The organism is Dyella sp. Tek66A03, from assembly GCF_052567735.1.
The window spans coordinates 3,323,197-3,337,678 of record NZ_CP199584.1 but is presented as its reverse complement, the minus strand read 5'-3'; the positions used below and the strand labels follow the sequence as shown (position 1 = coordinate 3,337,678).

Genomic DNA, 14,482 nt, shown 5'->3' with positions numbered 1-14,482 from the left:
AGCTGGAGTGACGATGAGGGAGCGTTGACGGGGCCACGCGCCGTGGCCTCAACTAGGCTCCGCTTCCATCCGAATACGCACCAGCAACCCGCGCCCCAGCGGCGATTCCATCAACTCGATCGAGGCATCGTGCAGCTCGATCGCCCGCTGCACGATGCTCAAGCCCAGGCCAAAACCGCGCGTGGCGCTTTCCACTTCGCGATGGAAACGCTGGAACACCGCCTGTCGCCGTCCCTCCGGTATGCCAGGACCGTTGTCGCAGATATCGATCACCGCCTGTGGCCCCTCGCGGCGGATCGCCACCTCGACCTGGCCTTCGTCCTCGGTGTAGCGCAGCGCATTCTCGATCAGGTTGCGGAACATGGCGGTCAAGGCCACTTCATGCCCCAGCACCATCAGCGGCGCATCCTCGTGGTTGAGACTCAGTGCAATGTCTTTCTCGGCAATCAGCGGAGCGAGTTCCTCGATCACTTCGATGGCGATGCGCGAAAGATCCAGGCGGATGCGTTGCTGGGACGCGGCGCCTGCTTCGAGTCGCGCCATCGCCAGGATCTGCTCGATACGGCGTCCCAGGCGCGCCATGCTTTGCTGTGCATGACGTACGGTGAACTCGATCTCGGCCTGATCGTCGGCGATCATCGCGCTTTCCAGGTGGATCATGGTGGCGGCCAGCGGCGTGCGCAGTTCGTGGGCGACGTCGGTGGCAAAGCGGTGTTCGCGTTCCAAGGCATCTTCCAATCGCTCCAGCTGCTGATTCAGCGCGGCGATCAAGGGCTTGATCTCCTGCGGCGCGTAGTTGAGCGGCATGGGCTTGCGGCTGCCCGGGGTACGTCGGTCCAGCAACTGGGTCAGCAGGGCGACCGGACGAAGTCCGCGCTTGACTGCAAAGCTCACCAGCAAAGCGAGCAGCGGGAGGCCTATAAGAAGAGGCAGGGTGTGTTCAATCACCAGGCCGCGCGCGATATCGAGACGGTTGTCGGAGCGCTCGCCGATACGGATGACCAGATTGGCGCGGTTCTGCAAGGTAAACATACGCCACAGCCCACCGCCGTGCTGTATGTCGCGGAAGCCGCGTTCATCGCTGGTGGGCGGCGGCAGGTCGGCCAGGTTCGAGGTGGCGGCAATCAGCTCGCCCTGCGGGTCATAAGCCTGAAAACCGACTTCGGGTTCATAGTTGCGCGGATGCACTGAAACGACGACGCCGTGACGGTGGGCATCGCTGTTTTGCGGAATACCCGGCAGGTCGGCGTCGTGCAGCGGGAGCTGGCCATGGGCGATAAGCGTGCCCAACGTGCGCCCGGCCTGGGCCAGGCGGCCATCCAGCAGCTCGTTCATCTCGCGCAGTTCGCGTCGATAGCTGATCCAGCCGAGCGGGATCAGCACCACCACCATCACGGCGATGATCAGCAGGGTCAGGCGCGTGCGCAGGCTGGCGGTGTGCGGCGTCATTTGGGTTCGCGAGGAATCATGTAGCCGATGCCGCGCACGGTATGGATGACCTCCGTGCTCAGTTTGCGTCGCAGCCAGTGCACCTGGACTTCGATGGCATTGCGCTCGACCACGGTGTCCAGCCCATAGACCGAGTTCTCGAGCGTCTCCCGGCGCACGATACGTCCGGCGCGCTCCATCAGCACGCGCAGTACGCCGAACTCACGGCGGGTCAGGCTCACCCGTTCGCCACGGAATTCGACTTCGGCGGTGGCCAGATTGAGGCGCAAGCCGCCCACTTCGACCAGGTTGTCGGCCAGCCCCTGGGTGCGACGCGTGAGGGAGCGGATGCGCGCAGCCAGCTCACCAAGATGAAACGGTTTCACCAGATAATCGTCGGCGCCCAGGTCCAATCCGCGTATGCGCATTTCCAGCGCGTCGCGCGCCGTCATCACCAGCACCGGTGTCTTCACGCCGGAACGGCGCGCTTCCGCCAGTACCTCCAGGCCGTCCTTGCCGGGCAGGCCCAGGTCCAGCAGGACCAGGTCGACCGGGTCGCCGCGCAAGGCCTCGGTGGCCTCGCGCCCGTCACGCAGCCAGGTCACCGCGTAGGACTGGTGTTCCAGTGCATGTTTGATGGCCGCGCCCAGCTCGGCATCGTCTTCGACCAGCAGAATATGCATGCCATAACGCCCGTGTCGGCCTCGGAAGGGCGCGGCTGTGCCACCGCCCGGTGCCATCATCCGCAACCATCCTTTTGTGGATCTTTTCCCGGCAGCGCAGCAGCAGGGTGCCGTCACGTTGGCGCGTGAGACGCGCCCCGTCAATCTTAGCTGCGACAGGTGCTTGACCCAAAAAGAAAGGCGGCGGGCTGCAACCCGCCACCTTTCGCCCTGTCATGGCGCCTAAGGGGGCGCCGCTGGAAACGATATGCTGCTGCGGCTAGTCCTCAGTGTGGCTTCGATTGTGCGGCAGCGACGATCGCATTGCGAAGATCGACCTGGTTCAAGGCGACGCCTTGTGACTCATCGATGGCCACGGCCTTCATCGACTGTGGTTTCAGCGTGAGATGGCGTTGCGCCTCCCAGCTGTTGGCTTGCTGTTGGGCCAGCGCGAAATCTGCAGGGGTGGTTCCTACGAATCCGACGATGGCGTAACCGCCAGGCATGTCGACCGTGTAAGTGTCGACCGCGGCCTGCGCCTGACCGATGCAGGCAACACCGAATGCAATGATGGTGGGAATGATCAAGCGCTTCATGGTGGTCACCTCTCTAACGGGGAGCTTCCGGGGGAGGCTTTACCTTAGGCTTCTACGCCACGCCATGCTTGAGGGAGATGCATGAAAGGTTGAGGAATTCGTGAGGTTTGGTGCTGCGTAAAGTGTGTTCTGTGCCATTCGTCATGCATTTTCAAGCAGAAAGTGTCTTGTCCTTGTAACGGCACAAATCGCGGATGACACATTGAGGACAATCGGGTTTGCGCGCCTTGCATACGTAACGACCGTGCAGGATCAACCAGTGATGTGCGTCCTGCTTGAATTCAGCGGGAATCACCTTCTCCAATTTGTCTTCCACGACGCGTACATCCTTGCCTGGCGCAAGCCCGGTGCGATTGGCGACGCGAAAGATATGCGTGTCGACGGCGATGGTCGGGTGGCCGAAGGCCGTGTTGAGCACGACGTTGGCGGTCTTGCGTCCGACGCCAGGCAGCGCTTCCAGCGCTTCGCGTGTATCGGGCACTTCGCCGTCGTGCCGGTCGACGAGCATGCGACATAGCGCGATCACATGCTTGGCCTTGCTGTTGAACAGGCCGATCGTGCTGATATAGCGCTTGAGCTCATCCTCACCGAGATCGAGCATTGCCTGTGGCGTGTTAGCGACGGCATAAAGCTTTTTTGTCGCCTTGTTCACACCAACATCGGTGGCCTGGGCGGACAACACCACGGCGATCAGCAGCTCGAACGGTGTGCTGTAGACGAGCTCGGTCGTAGGGTGTGGATCGATTTCGCGAAGGCGGGTAAACAGCTCGATAACATCAGCACGCTTCACGAAGTCTTTCCTTGCTGTTTTGCCCGGGCTCGGGCCAGGGCCGCAAGCACGGGGTTGCCCTGGGCCGCGGCGGCGTCCACGGCTGCCTTGCGCGCGGCCAGCTCAGCGTCTCGCAGCGCCTGATCGCGCGCCAGGCGTGCCTCACGTTGCTGAAAGTGCGCGCGCGCGGCATCCGCATGGACCGGGTCGCTCACCCGTGCCGACGGCATGGGCTCGAGCACGATGCAATCGACGGGACAGGCCGGTACACAGAGCTCACAGCCCGTGCAGTCATCGGCGATGACCGTGTGCATCAGCTTGGCCGAACCGACGATGGCATCGACCGGGCACGCCTGGATGCATTTGGTGCAGCCGATGCAATCGGCTTCGACAATGCGGGCCAGGGTACGTGGTTTCTCCACGCCATGCTCGGAGTCGAGCGGCAATACCGGCACATCGAGCAACGCAGCAAGCCGGGCGATGCCGGCGGCACCGCCGGGTGGGCATTGGTTGATCTTTGCTGCGCCGAGCGCGATCGCTTCCGCGTAGGGGCGACAACCGTGATAGCCGCATTGCTCGCATTGGGTCTGCGGCAGCAGGGCGTCGATGCGATCGGCTAGCGACATGTTAGTTGCGGGATCAGCGGACGGTGGCACCCGGCTTGGCGCCCTGGTCGGCGTCGAGCAGGAACAGGTCGCCGCCGCCTTCGCCGGCCGACAGGATCATGCCTTCGGACAGGCCGAAGCGCATCTTGCGCGGGGCGAGGTTGGCGATGAACACCACATTGCGTCCCACCAGCGCTTCCGGCTGGGCATAGGCGGCGCGGATGCCGGAGAAGATCTGGCGCGTGCCGAGCGGGCCCGCATCCAGTTCGAAGCGCAGCAGCTTGTCCGAGCCATCGACGAATTCGCACACGGTGACCTTGCCGATGCGCAGGTCGAGCTTGGCGAAGTCGTCGATGCCGATGATGGCGGCGCCGTCGACAGAGGGCGATGTGGGTGTGGTGCTGGCTTCGCTCATGGTCTTGCTCGATTCCTTGAATTTCTTGGCGGGTACAGGCCTTGTTTCGGTCACGCCAAGGGATTCCTTGGACGCTTCCACCATGGCCTCGACATGCTTGGGGTCGATGCGGCCAAGCAGCGGCTCGAACGCGTTGACGGAATGGTTGTGCAGCTCGGCGCGCGCGTCGTCGAAGCCAGTGATCGGCGCAGCGAGGAAACGCTCCGCCGCCTCCACGGTGGCCGGCAGTACCGGCTTCAACAGGCCCGACAGCAGGCGGAACGCAGCCAATGCAAACGAGCACACCTGCTGCAGTTCATCGCGGCGCGAGTCGTCCTTGGCAATGGCCCACGGCGCCTTGGCGGCGATATAGCCGTTGACCATGTCGGCCATGGTCACGAACCGGCGCGTCACTTCGGCGAACTCGCCGCTGCCGTACAGCGAAGGCACATCGCCATACAAGGACAGCAACTCGCCCCACAGCTCCTGCTCTTCATGGCTGAAGGCGGGCGCGAGGCGGCCGTCGAAGTACTTGTGGATAAAGCCCGCCGTGCGGCTGGCGATGTTGACCCACTTGCCCACCAGGTGCGAATTGACGCGCTCCTCGAAGGTCTTCAGGTCCAGGTCCACGTCAACCGGCGTATCGCTCAGCATGCTGGCGAAGTAATAGCGCAGGAACTCGGGATGCAACTGGGCATCCAGATAGGTGCGCGCCTTGATGAAGGTGCCGCGCGACTTGGACATCTTCGCGCCGTTGACGGTCAAGTAACCGTTGACGTGCAGTGCGGTCGGCGTGCGGAAGTTCGCGCCATGCAGCATCGCCGGCCAGAACAGTCCGTGGAAGTTGATGATGTCCTTGCCGATGAAGTGGTGCATTTCGGCATGGCTGCCGGGCGCCAGAAAGTCCTCGAATTTCAGGTCGGTGCGATCGCACAACGCCTTGAAGCTGGCTAGATAACCCACCGGCGCATCCAGCCAGACGTAGAAGAACTTGCCCGGTGCGTCGGGAATCGGAAAGCCGAAGTAAGGCGCATCACGGGAGATGTCCCAGTCCTTCAGGCCGCCATCCAGCCATTCGCGCAGCTTGGCCACGACACCGCTGTTGGCGACGGGCTGGCCGCCGGTGAGCTTGCCGCCGAACCAGTCTCGCAGCAGCGGCTCGAATTTGCCCAGCTCGAAGAAGTAGTGTTCCGAGGCGCGCAGCACCGGCGTGGCACCCGACATGACCGAGTATGGGTTGATCAGGTCGGTCGGCGCGTAGGTGGCGCCGCAGTTTTCGCAGTTGTCGCCGTACTGATCTAGCGTGCCGCAGTTCGGGCAGGTGCCCTTGATGTAGCGATCCGGCAGGAACATTTCCTTTTCCGGATCGAACAGCTGCTGGATATCGCGGCGGGCGATAAAGCCGCCATCGCGCAGGCGCGTGTAGATCAGCGAGGCAAGCTCGCGGTTCTCGTCCGAATGGGTCGAGTGGTAGTGGTCGAATGCCACGCCGAACGCCGCAAAGTCAGCCTCGTGGCCGACGCGGATACCTTCGATATAGGTTTCCGGCGACAGGCCGGCCTTCTCGGCGGCCAGCATGATCGGTGTGCCATGCGCGTCGTCGGCACATACATAGATGGCCTCGTTGCCCTGCATCCGCTGCGCGCGCACCCAGATATCAGCCTGGATGTAGCCCAGCAGATGACCCATGTGCAGGGGGCCATTGGCATAGGGCAGGGCATTGGTAACGAGTAGACGACGGCTCATGGGCGGCGACGGCTGCGATGGGCCGTCCATTATGGCATGTGGATTGTGGAGACACGCTCAGGTGCGCACGGTGATGGCTTCGGCGTTGTTTTGTTCGTCGACCGGGTGGCTCTCAACTGTGGACCCAGCGCCTTTGCGGGACATGAGCGGCAGGGGTTGACTAGCTTCGCTGTTGTAAAGCTCCTCCAGCGCTCTCTGGAATGATGCTCTTGCCGAGTCGTTTCGATCGGTGCCTGAACGATTGTGTCTCTTCATGGTTGCGTGTTGTTGCACGATTTACTACATTTGTTCCTGTTGCCTCTCTCCACGGTGCGCAGTTGAAAATCATCTCCGAGCCGGTTCGCTTCGGCGCACTTTCCCCGTCGCTTTCCGCCGCCAAGCGGGCAACGCGGCTGATTTTTCTGGTGGCTGGCATCGGCATGTCGGCCTGGGCACCGATGGTCCCCTATGCCAAGGCGCGTCTCGACCTGGACGACGCGCAACTGGGCGTCGCGCTGCTGGTGTTCGGCGGTGGCTCGATGCTCTCGATGCCGTTCGTGGGCTGGCTGGCGCATCGGCTGGGCAATCGCACGGTCATCGTCGGTGCGGGCTTGCTCACCTGCGTGGCCTTGCCGTGGCTGGCCACGGTGACCAGCATGGTCGGGCTGATTGTTGCGCTGCTGTATTTCGGCGTGGTGCTGGGGGCCGTGAACGTAGCGATGAATGCGCATGCTGTGGAGGTGGAGCGGCTTGATGGAGGCCGTCTGATGTCGGGTTTCCATGGCCTATTCAGTGTAGGGGGCCTGGCGGGTGCGGCGCTGATGAGCGGGTTGCTGGCGACGGGTTTGTCCCTGACGCTTTCCGCGACAGCCATCGCCGCACTGCTCCTCGTGCTGGTGCTGACCTTGCGCGGAGGATTGCTGGATGAGGCACCGGCGACATCCACGCCACAGCGCGACGGCCTCCGTATGCCGCACCCACTGGTCTGGCTGCTTGGCTTGCTGTGCTTCGTCAGCTTTCTGGCGGAGGGCGCCATGCTCGACTGGAGTGCCGTGTTCCTGCGCGATGTCCGCGGCTTCGCGCCCGCATCTGCGGGTGTTGGTTATGCCTTTTTCTCAATCGCCATGGCGGGGGGGCGGCTGACGGGCGATCGTCTTATCGCGCGCCGTGGATCGATATGGGCAGTGCGTGCGGGCGCTGGATTGGCCGCCGGCGGTTTTCTGCTCGTCGCGTGTACGCCGTGGCCGCTGTCGGCCTTGTGCGGTTTCGTGCTGATTGGTCTAGGCGCCGCCAATATCGTGCCTGTGCTGTTCAGTGCGGCCGGTCGCCTGCCGGGCACGTCGCCGGCCATGGCGATTGCCACGGCCACCACGCTTGGCTACGGCGGCCTGCTCAGTGGGCCGGCGTTGATCGGTTTCGTTTCCCAGACCAGCAGTCTGCCGGTGGCGTTCGCCTCGGTGGCCGGCTTGCTGGTGCTGGTCGGGATTTCAGCAAGGATTGTCCAGCGATGAATGCATCTGTCGACACCGTGATATTCGACCTGGGCAATGTCCTGATCGCCTGGGATCCCCGCCGGCTCTATCGTCAGTTGTTCGATGACGAAGCCCAGATGGAGTGGTTCCTGCGCGAGGTATGTAATAGCGCCTGGAACGAGCAGCAGGATGCCGGTCGCCCGTGGACGGAAGCTACCGCCTTGCTACGCAGTGAGTTTCCACAGCATGCCGATTTGATCGACGCCTATCATGATCGGTGGGAAGAGACCCTGGTCGGAGCCATGGATGAGAGCGTGGCCATCCTGGCTGCCCTCAAGCAACGCGGCATTCGTTTGCTGGCGTTGACCAACTGGTCGCAGGAAACGTTTCCCATCGCGCGGCAGCGCTTCGATTTCCTGACGTGGTTCGAGGGCATTGTCGTCTCGGGCGAGGAGCGCTTGATCAAGCCCGATCAGCGCATCTATCAGCGCCTGCTGGAACGCTACGCCGTCGACCCTGCTCGTGCCCTGTACATCGACGATTCGGCGCGCAATGTAGCGGCAGCGGAAGCGCTGGGCATGCATGGCTTGTGGTTCCGCGATGCCGGCGGCTTGCGCCAGCGATTGGTGGAGCTCGGGCTGCTGGACAGCGCGGCCAGTGAGCGTCGTCATGGCTAGATCTCCCGTCGTACCGCCCGACAGCGGCGTGCTCCCGCAGGAGCGCCAGCAGCGCATCCTTGCCAGGTTGCGCCACGACGGCAGGGTCGTGGCCACCGAGCTGGCGACCGCGTTCGATGTATCCGAGGACTCGATTCGCCGCGACCTGCGCGAGTTGGCGGCGCAGGGGCTTTGCAAGCGCGTCTACGGCGGCGCCTTGCTACCGGCGGCGACACCGACACCTTTGAAGCAGCGCCGAGGCGAGCATTCGGCGCGCAAGCTGATGCTCGCACGCAAAGCCGCCAGCTTGGTGCGGGCGGGACAGACGCTGTTGATCGACGCCGGTACCACCAATGCCGCGATTGCTACGGTACTGCCTGCCGATGCCAGGCTTATCGTAATTACGAATGCACCGCATATCGCTCAGCTGCTTTTGGATCGCGAGGGCTTTGAGGTGCTTTTGATCGGCGGCCGTATTGATGCCGCTATCGGCGGCACGGTAGGGGCGCAAGCGGTGGAGCAAGTACGACGTATCCGTGCCGATCTGTGTTTTCCCGGTGCGTGTGCCATTGATGCGGCTCACGGTTTGTGGGGATTCGATAGCGAGGAGGCGTTGTTCAAGCGCGCGATGATCGAAGCGAGCGACGAGACGGTGGTGGTCGCCACGGACGACAAGCTGGGCGCCGTCGCCACGCATCAGGTGGCTGAGTTGTCGCGGGTGCAACACCTGGTCGTGGAGCATTCGGCGGATCGCGCGGCGCGTTCCGCCTTCAGCGTGCGCGGGGTCGCCGTGCATCGGGCAGAAGCAGCGCCGGCCTGAGCGTCGCTACGTTCCCACCCGGCTGGGGGAGGACGGGGGCGAGGCGGTGGCTCGCCGCAGCGTTGCCGTACGACGCTTTGCGAATATGTCCCCGCAGGATTGACCCCTCGCCCCAGCCCTCTCTCCCACCGAGAGCCGCTTCGGGCCGCTCGGAGGGACAGGGTGTTGGCGGGTATTACTGCTGGCGTTCCCACACCTGGCTGCGGCCAAGCAAGGAGAAGCCGATGTAGCCGCGCACGGTCAGCTTATTGCCGTTGTCCTCGGTCTGCAGCTTGACCTTGTAGACCTTGCCGGTCTTCGGATCGAGGATCTTGCCGCCGTCCCAGACATCGCCGTCCTGATGCACGCCCCACATGATGTTCATGCCTTCGACGGGCTTGTCCTTGCGTTCGCCGTCGCAGGCCTTGCAGGTCGGGTGCGGGCCTTCGTCGGACTGCAGCACCTGCAGCACGGTGGCCTTCAGTTCACCGTTATCGTTGGTGATCTGCACGATGGACTTGGGCTTGCCGGTGACATCGTCGATGGTTTTCCAGGTACCTACCGGGGTGTTTTCGGCGGCAAAGACCGCGCCGGTGCCCAACAAGAGACCGGTAGCAAGCGCAAGGCGGAGCAATGACTTCATGAGCGATCTCCCGTACGAAAGAGTATGGCGGGAGCCTGACCGACGCTGCGCGAAGCCGTCAAGCTGCATTGCGCAAGGCTGTGCACCTCCCCGGACTGGCATAATGGAGTCCCCCATGACGACCCCTATCTTCCTATGACGCAGGCAAGTGAAGCCCTGGTCCGCCGCATTCTCGGCGCACTTGTTGATTCCCACAGCGGCGCACCGCTGGCCGATGCCGTGCGCGCGATCGGCGTGGATGGCGAGCGCGTTTCGGTGGATATCCAGCTGGGCTATCCCGCAGCCGGTGCCATCGACGCCCTCACGGCGCGCGTCAAGCAGGCGCTCGAGGCCGACCCGGCCATCGCGTCCGCTTCGGTGTCGATCAGCACGCGCGTTCACGCCCACAAGGTGCAGGGCACGCTGGCGCCGCTGCCCGGGGTGAAGAACATCATCGTGGTCGCCTCCGGCAAGGGTGGCGTGGGCAAGTCCACCGTATCGGCCAACCTCGCGCTGGCCCTGGTCGCCGAGGGCGCCAAGGTGGGCGTGCTCGATGCGGACATCTACGGCCCCAGCCAGCCGCGCATGCTCGGCATCAGCGGCAGGCCGCAATCGCCGGATGGCAAGACCATCATCCCGATGCAGGCGCACGGCCTGCAGGCCATGTCGATCGGTTTCCTGGTGGACGAAGAGACGCCGATGATCTGGCGTGGCCCGATGGTGACCCAGGCCATGATGCAGCTGATCAACGATAGCCGCTGGGAACAACTGGACTACCTCATCGTCGATCTGCCCCCGGGCACCGGTGACATCCAGCTGACGCTGTCGCAGAAGGTGCCCGTGGCCGGCGCGGTCATCGTCACCACGCCGCAGGACATTGCCTTGCTGGACGCGCGCAAGGCGTTGAAGATGTTTGAAAAGGTTGAGGTTCCGGTGCTGGGCGTGGTGGAGAACATGGCCACCCACGTGTGCTCGAACTGTGGTCTTGAGGAACATATCTTCGGTGAGGGCGGCGGCGCGCGCATGGCCGAGCAATACCAGGTGGCTTACCTGGGGTCGTTGCCGCTGGATATCCGTATTCGCGAACAGGCCGATGGCGGCACGCCGACCGTGGTGGCCATGCCCGATTCCGATTTGACCGCGCGCTACCGGGAAATCGCCCGCAATGCGACGGGGCGGTTGTCGCGGCTGCCGCGCAACAAGTCGTTGGGACTTGGGAAGATTCTGGTGCAGGGTACGCCGTAGGGCGATGGCGCTTTCATCGTCTTACCAGCGAGTGCTGGATGCGCTTCACAGCAGCGAGGCTGATGATCCAGGGTACTCACACTCGTCATCCCAGCGAACGCTGGCATCCTGTGCCTTTCGCTCTCTTGCAGCGTGGCCGCGACCTGGCTCGCCTGCGGCGGGCTTCCGCCCTCCTGCCGGAGGCCGGGTTACTTCTCTTTGTTTGGCCAAAGAGAAGTAACCAAGAGAAAGGCCACCCCGATGGCGCGCCTTCCGGGCTACGCCCTCCAGGTACGCGGGTGGGTTACGGAGGTTTGTCGACAGGGCATCCTGCCCTGACGACAAACTGGCCGGCATCCCTGCCGGCCACCCTGCGGGCTTTTCCTCCACCCACCCGCCGCGCCATAGGGGCCCGAAGATCAGAAGAGCCACCCCCAGAGCAAAGCGAACAGCCAAGAGCGATGAGCAGCGCTAGCGCTGCTCGAGCCTTCGGTCTTGCTTTTGACCTTCGGGGCCCCTGTGCAGCGGTGAGGGGCGGACGATCAGGCCCGCAGGGGGATCGGCAGGACGCCGATCCCTTTTCGTCAGGGCAGGAGCCCTGTCGAAAAGCCCGGCCGGCCCTCACGGACTTGCCGAGCTTTAGCTCGGCAAGCGCCAAGCGGGGTGCCCTTCTCCGTTGGTTACTTTCTCTTGGGCACGCAAGAGAAAGTGACCCGGCCTCCGGCAGGAGGACGGAAGCCCGCCGCAGGCGAGCAGGCTGGCGGCCGCGCTCAAAGCAAAAGCGAAAGGCACTGGATCCCAGCTTGACCAGCCCTTCGGCTGTTGAGAGCCGCTGGGATGACGGACAAAGAGGCATCGCCCGTCAGGCGTCCCGGCTGGCCTGCCGTCGCCGACAGGGCACCATTCCCAACCCGTTCGAGTCCTAATCCGACAAGCCCGATCCACCAGTCTTACCCCCGACGACTGGCGGTCAGACCGCCATTTCCGCTATTTTCCGAGTCTTTATGCCGGCCGCTACGGCGGCCACCCCCTCCGGGAGTTCGAGTGAGCATCAAATCCGACAAGTGGATCCGCCGTATGGCGGAGCAGCAAGGCATGATCGAGCCGTACGAGCCCGGGCAGATCAAGGTGCGCGGCAACACCAAATTGGTGTCGTACGGCACGTCCAGCTACGGCTACGACGTGCGTTGCGCGCGCGAATTCAAGATCTTCACCAATATCAACTCGACGATCGTGGATCCGAAGGCATTCGATCCTTCCAGCTTCGTCGACGTCGAGGCCGACGTCTGCATCATTCCGCCCAACTCGTTCGCGCTGGCGCGCACCGTCGAGTATTTCCGCATTCCGCGCAAAGTCCTGACCATCTGCCTGGGCAAGAGCACCTACGCGCGCTGCGGCATCATCGTCAACGTGACGCCGCTGGAGCCGGAGTGGGAAGGCCACGTGACCTTGGAGTTCTCCAACACCACGCCACTGCCAGCAAAAATTTACGCCAATGAAGGCGTGGCGCAGATGCTGTTTCTCGAGTCCGATGAGGAATGCGAGACCAGCTACAAGGACCGTGGCGGCAAGTACCAGGGCCAGCAGGGCGTGACCCTGCCGCGTACCTGAGCGTATACCTTGCCGGCTTGCGCTTTAATTCGTCATACACCTGAATGGTTGCCGTCCGGATCGGCTGCGATGATCCGTCCCGGCGCTACACTTCCATTGATTACATCGATTCTTTGCAGGAGATCCGCATGATCCGTTTTTCCACGCTGCTGACCCGTGCGGCTGCAGCCATCCTGCTGGGCAGCATGTTGGTGCTGGCCGGTTGCCACAGTGGCAGCACCAAGGACAAAGTGCGCACGTCTGATATGAAGAGCCAGTTCGACACCGTGATCCAGGCCTATAAGAGCGGCCAGTTCGTGGTCGACGGCGCGGTACTGTCGGCGCTCGATACCGGTAGCCATTTCGCTTACCTGAAGGACCAGGGCAAGCTGCCCAAGACCGTCCTGCTCGAGCCCAGCGACGATTCGAAGATCCGCAAGCAGCACTTGCAGTACATGGCGCGCCTGCAGCTCGACTATGGCTTCACCGTGTACTACGACGATGGTGGCGAGCTGAAGAAGATCAGCGTCGTCGATACCAAGGCTCGCGATCTTGAAGACTACAAGGCGCCGCCCAAGGCCGCCGACGCACCGCCGCCGCAGCAGCACCACTGATCGTTGTCCGTTCTAAAAAAGCCCGCGGATCGCTCCGCGGGCTTTTTTTCGTTGGGTTTTCGCGAGAGGGGATCGCGCACAGGGTGCGCTCCAACAAAGGTGACGTATTTCTGTAGGAGCGCACCCTGTGCGCGATCAACGTCTCAACGTTCCAGTTCGCCCCGCAATCGCAGCATCAACCGTCCAAGCGAGCCTTCGTCATAGGGCAGGGCACGACCACTGCCCCAGACCGGCCCCGGCCACGCCGCATCGCCTTCGCGACGGCCGACGACATGCACATGCAGCTGACGGACGATATTTCCAAGCGCACCGAGATTGAGTTTGTCGAACGGAGCGACAGCACGCAGGGCTTGCGCGGCGTGGTTCGCTTCCTGCCATAGCGTAGCCTGCTCATCGGCGGGCAGGTCGCAAATCTCCACCAGGCCAGCGCGGCGCGGCACCAGCACCAGCCACGGAAAGCGCGCATCGTTCATCAGCAGCACGTCGCTGAGTCCGAGCGATACGACATGTTGCGTGTCTGCCTGAAGCCGAGGGTCGAGCGTGAAGTTACTTTCGCTCATGCAGCGTGCGCCAGATGCTTGTCGAAGAACGCCAGCGTGCGCTGATATGCCAGTTTTGCGCTGGCTTCGTCATAGTGATCGCCCACGTCACGGTTGAAGGCGTGATCGGCCGGATAGGTGAAGAGTTCCATCTGCGGCAGCATCTCACGATGCTTCTGCACCATCTCGGGTGGAATGGATCGGTCGAGTTCGCCGAAATGGAACATCACCGGTGCCTTTGGGTTCTCTCCCAGGAACGGCAGATTGCGTGCGCCGTAATAGCTCACCGAGGGCAGGCCGAGGCGGATCGCTGAAAGCAGGGCCACCGTGCCGCCCCAGCAATAGCCCACCGTGCCGATACGGCCGGCGGATGCGATGGCTTCCGCCGCGCTGGCGATGTCCTCGATGGCCCGGTCCAGGCCCAATTCCGCTACGAAGGACTTGCCGCGCGTGTAGCCGGCCTCGTCGTAGCCCAGTTCCACACCCGTCTCAAGATGGTCGAAGAAGCTGGGGGCGATGGCCGTGTAGCCGGCTTCGGCGAAACGGTCGGTGACGCTGCGGACGTGCGCGTTGACACCGAAAATTTCCTGGATCACCACGATGCCACCCTTGGGCTTGCCCTCGGGCTGGGCCAGGTAGGCACCAATGCATTGCATGCGCGTGGTGTTGAGATGGATGGTCTGGCCCATGGCAGCGCGACTCCCAATCAGTGAAGGGGAGATTCTAGTCGCGTAAGCCGAAACCGGTGCTCAGCCGTCCATGGAGTCATCAAGCAGCGTGGCCGTCC

At 63.2% G+C, this 14,482-nt stretch carries 15 protein-coding genes; 6 read left to right on the top strand and 9 right to left on the bottom strand.

Annotated elements, in window-relative coordinates; translation table 11 throughout:
• Window positions 1-48: 48 nt before the first annotated feature.
• From ACT01B_RS14830 to metG, 6 genes are all read right to left on the bottom strand, one after another.
• Window positions 49-1,449 carry an ATP-binding protein gene (locus tag ACT01B_RS14830; protein WP_445144005.1) on the bottom strand — a complete coding sequence of 467 codons (1,401 nt, stop codon included), beginning with the start codon at window positions 1,447-1,449 and terminating at the stop codon, window positions 49-51.
• Window positions 1,446-2,111, bottom strand: a complete 666-nt coding sequence (locus tag ACT01B_RS14825; RefSeq protein WP_445144004.1) for a response regulator — start codon at window positions 2,109-2,111, stop codon at window positions 1,446-1,448. The genes ACT01B_RS14830 and ACT01B_RS14825 overlap by 4 nt, the downstream gene beginning before the upstream one ends.
• A gap of 266 nt (window positions 2,112-2,377) precedes the next feature.
• Window positions 2,378-2,686, bottom strand: a complete 309-nt coding sequence (locus ACT01B_RS14820; RefSeq protein WP_445144003.1) for a hypothetical protein — start codon at window positions 2,684-2,686, stop codon at window positions 2,378-2,380.
• Window positions 2,687-2,837: 151 nt separating this feature from the next.
• A complete protein-coding gene (gene nth / locus ACT01B_RS14815; RefSeq protein WP_445144002.1) occupies window positions 2,838-3,476 on the bottom strand; it encodes an endonuclease III in 639 nt (212 codons plus the stop codon).
• The gene (locus tag ACT01B_RS14810) at window positions 3,473-4,081 is read right to left on the bottom strand and encodes an RnfABCDGE type electron transport complex subunit B (protein WP_445144001.1); all 609 of its coding nucleotides are present in this window, start codon (window positions 4,079-4,081) and stop codon (window positions 3,473-3,475) included. The genes nth and ACT01B_RS14810 overlap by 4 nt, the downstream gene beginning before the upstream one ends.
• A gap of 13 nt (window positions 4,082-4,094) precedes the next feature.
• Window positions 4,095-6,200: a methionine--tRNA ligase gene (gene metG / locus ACT01B_RS14805; protein WP_445144000.1), complete on the bottom strand. Its 2,106-nt coding sequence runs from the start codon at window positions 6,198-6,200 to the stop codon at window positions 4,095-4,097.
• Between the two features lie 317 nt (window positions 6,201-6,517).
• Between metG and ACT01B_RS14800 the strand changes: the two genes are divergently transcribed.
• From ACT01B_RS14800 to ACT01B_RS14790, 3 genes are read left to right on the top strand one after another with little or no spacing between them, the layout of a single operon-like run.
• Window positions 6,518-7,690, top strand: coding sequence for an MFS transporter (locus tag ACT01B_RS14800; RefSeq protein WP_445143999.1), 1,173 nt, complete (start codon window positions 6,518-6,520; stop codon window positions 7,688-7,690).
• Window positions 7,687-8,328: an HAD family hydrolase gene (locus tag ACT01B_RS14795; RefSeq protein WP_445143998.1), complete on the top strand. Its 642-nt coding sequence runs from the start codon at window positions 7,687-7,689 to the stop codon at window positions 8,326-8,328. The genes ACT01B_RS14800 and ACT01B_RS14795 overlap by 4 nt, the downstream gene beginning before the upstream one ends.
• Window positions 8,321-9,127, top strand: coding sequence for a DeoR/GlpR family DNA-binding transcription regulator (locus tag ACT01B_RS14790; RefSeq protein WP_445143997.1), 807 nt, complete (start codon window positions 8,321-8,323; stop codon window positions 9,125-9,127). The genes ACT01B_RS14795 and ACT01B_RS14790 overlap by 8 nt, the downstream gene beginning before the upstream one ends.
• 175 nt (window positions 9,128-9,302) lie before the next feature.
• On the opposite strand, the gene ACT01B_RS14785 is transcribed toward ACT01B_RS14790, so the two are convergent.
• Window positions 9,303-9,749: a DUF2147 domain-containing protein gene (locus ACT01B_RS14785; protein ID WP_445143996.1), complete on the bottom strand. Its 447-nt coding sequence runs from the start codon at window positions 9,747-9,749 to the stop codon at window positions 9,303-9,305.
• A gap of 135 nt (window positions 9,750-9,884) precedes the next feature.
• Between ACT01B_RS14785 and apbC the strand changes: the two genes are divergently transcribed.
• From apbC to ACT01B_RS14770, 3 genes are all read left to right on the top strand, one after another.
• The gene (gene apbC, locus ACT01B_RS14780) at window positions 9,885-10,973 is read left to right on the top strand and encodes an iron-sulfur cluster carrier protein ApbC (protein ID WP_445143995.1); all 1,089 of its coding nucleotides are present in this window, start codon (window positions 9,885-9,887) and stop codon (window positions 10,971-10,973) included.
• A 1,023-nt stretch (window positions 10,974-11,996) separates the two neighbouring features.
• On the top strand, window positions 11,997-12,563 hold the full coding sequence (gene dcd, locus ACT01B_RS14775; protein ID WP_445143994.1) for a dCTP deaminase: 567 nt from the start codon (window positions 11,997-11,999) through the stop codon (window positions 12,561-12,563).
• Between the two features lie 128 nt (window positions 12,564-12,691).
• A complete protein-coding gene (locus ACT01B_RS14770) occupies window positions 12,692-13,156 on the top strand; it encodes a hypothetical protein (RefSeq protein ID WP_445143993.1) in 465 nt (154 codons plus the stop codon).
• Window positions 13,157-13,299: 143 nt separating this feature from the next.
• Here the strand turns inward: ACT01B_RS14770 and ACT01B_RS14765 are convergent, their stop codons facing one another.
• A complete protein-coding gene (locus tag ACT01B_RS14765) occupies window positions 13,300-13,716 on the bottom strand; it encodes an HIT domain-containing protein (protein WP_445143992.1) in 417 nt (138 codons plus the stop codon).
• Entirely contained in the window at window positions 13,713-14,384 is a 672-nt protein-coding gene (locus tag ACT01B_RS14760) for a dienelactone hydrolase family protein (protein ID WP_445143991.1), read from the bottom strand. The genes ACT01B_RS14765 and ACT01B_RS14760 overlap by 4 nt, the downstream gene beginning before the upstream one ends.
• Between the last annotated feature and the right edge of the window lie 98 nt (window positions 14,385-14,482).

Bases quoted from the DNA above. Each gene is read 5' to 3' on its own strand.
- ACT01B_RS14765 (WP_445143992.1), bottom strand. From the start codon at position 13,716: ATGAGCGAAAGTAACTTCACGCTCGACCCTCGGCTTCAGGCAGACACG.
- ACT01B_RS14820 (WP_445144003.1), bottom strand. From the start codon at position 2,686: ATGAAGCGCTTGATCATTCCCACCATCATTGCATTCGGTGTTGCCTGC.
- ACT01B_RS14785 (WP_445143996.1), bottom strand. From the start codon at position 9,749: ATGAAGTCATTGCTCCGCCTTGCGCTTGCTACCGGTCTCTTGTTGGGC.
- metG (WP_445144000.1), bottom strand. From the start codon at position 6,200: ATGAGCCGTCGTCTACTCGTTACCAATGCCCTGCCCTATGCCAATGGC.
- ACT01B_RS14825 (WP_445144004.1), bottom strand. From the start codon at position 2,111: ATGCATATTCTGCTGGTCGAAGACGATGCCGAGCTGGGCGCGGCCATC.
- ACT01B_RS14795 (WP_445143998.1), top strand. From the start codon at position 7,687: ATGAATGCATCTGTCGACACCGTGATATTCGACCTGGGCAATGTCCTG.
- ACT01B_RS14760 (WP_445143991.1), bottom strand. From the start codon at position 14,384: ATGGGCCAGACCATCCATCTCAACACCACGCGCATGCAATGCATTGGT.
- ACT01B_RS14790 (WP_445143997.1), top strand. From the start codon at position 8,321: ATGGCTAGATCTCCCGTCGTACCGCCCGACAGCGGCGTGCTCCCGCAG.
- ACT01B_RS14770 (WP_445143993.1), top strand. From the start codon at position 12,692: ATGATCCGTTTTTCCACGCTGCTGACCCGTGCGGCTGCAGCCATCCTG.
- ACT01B_RS14810 (WP_445144001.1), bottom strand. From the start codon at position 4,081: ATGTCGCTAGCCGATCGCATCGACGCCCTGCTGCCGCAGACCCAATGC.
- ACT01B_RS14830 (WP_445144005.1), bottom strand. From the start codon at position 1,449: ATGACGCCGCACACCGCCAGCCTGCGCACGCGCCTGACCCTGCTGATC.
- apbC (WP_445143995.1), top strand. From the start codon at position 9,885: ATGACGCAGGCAAGTGAAGCCCTGGTCCGCCGCATTCTCGGCGCACTT.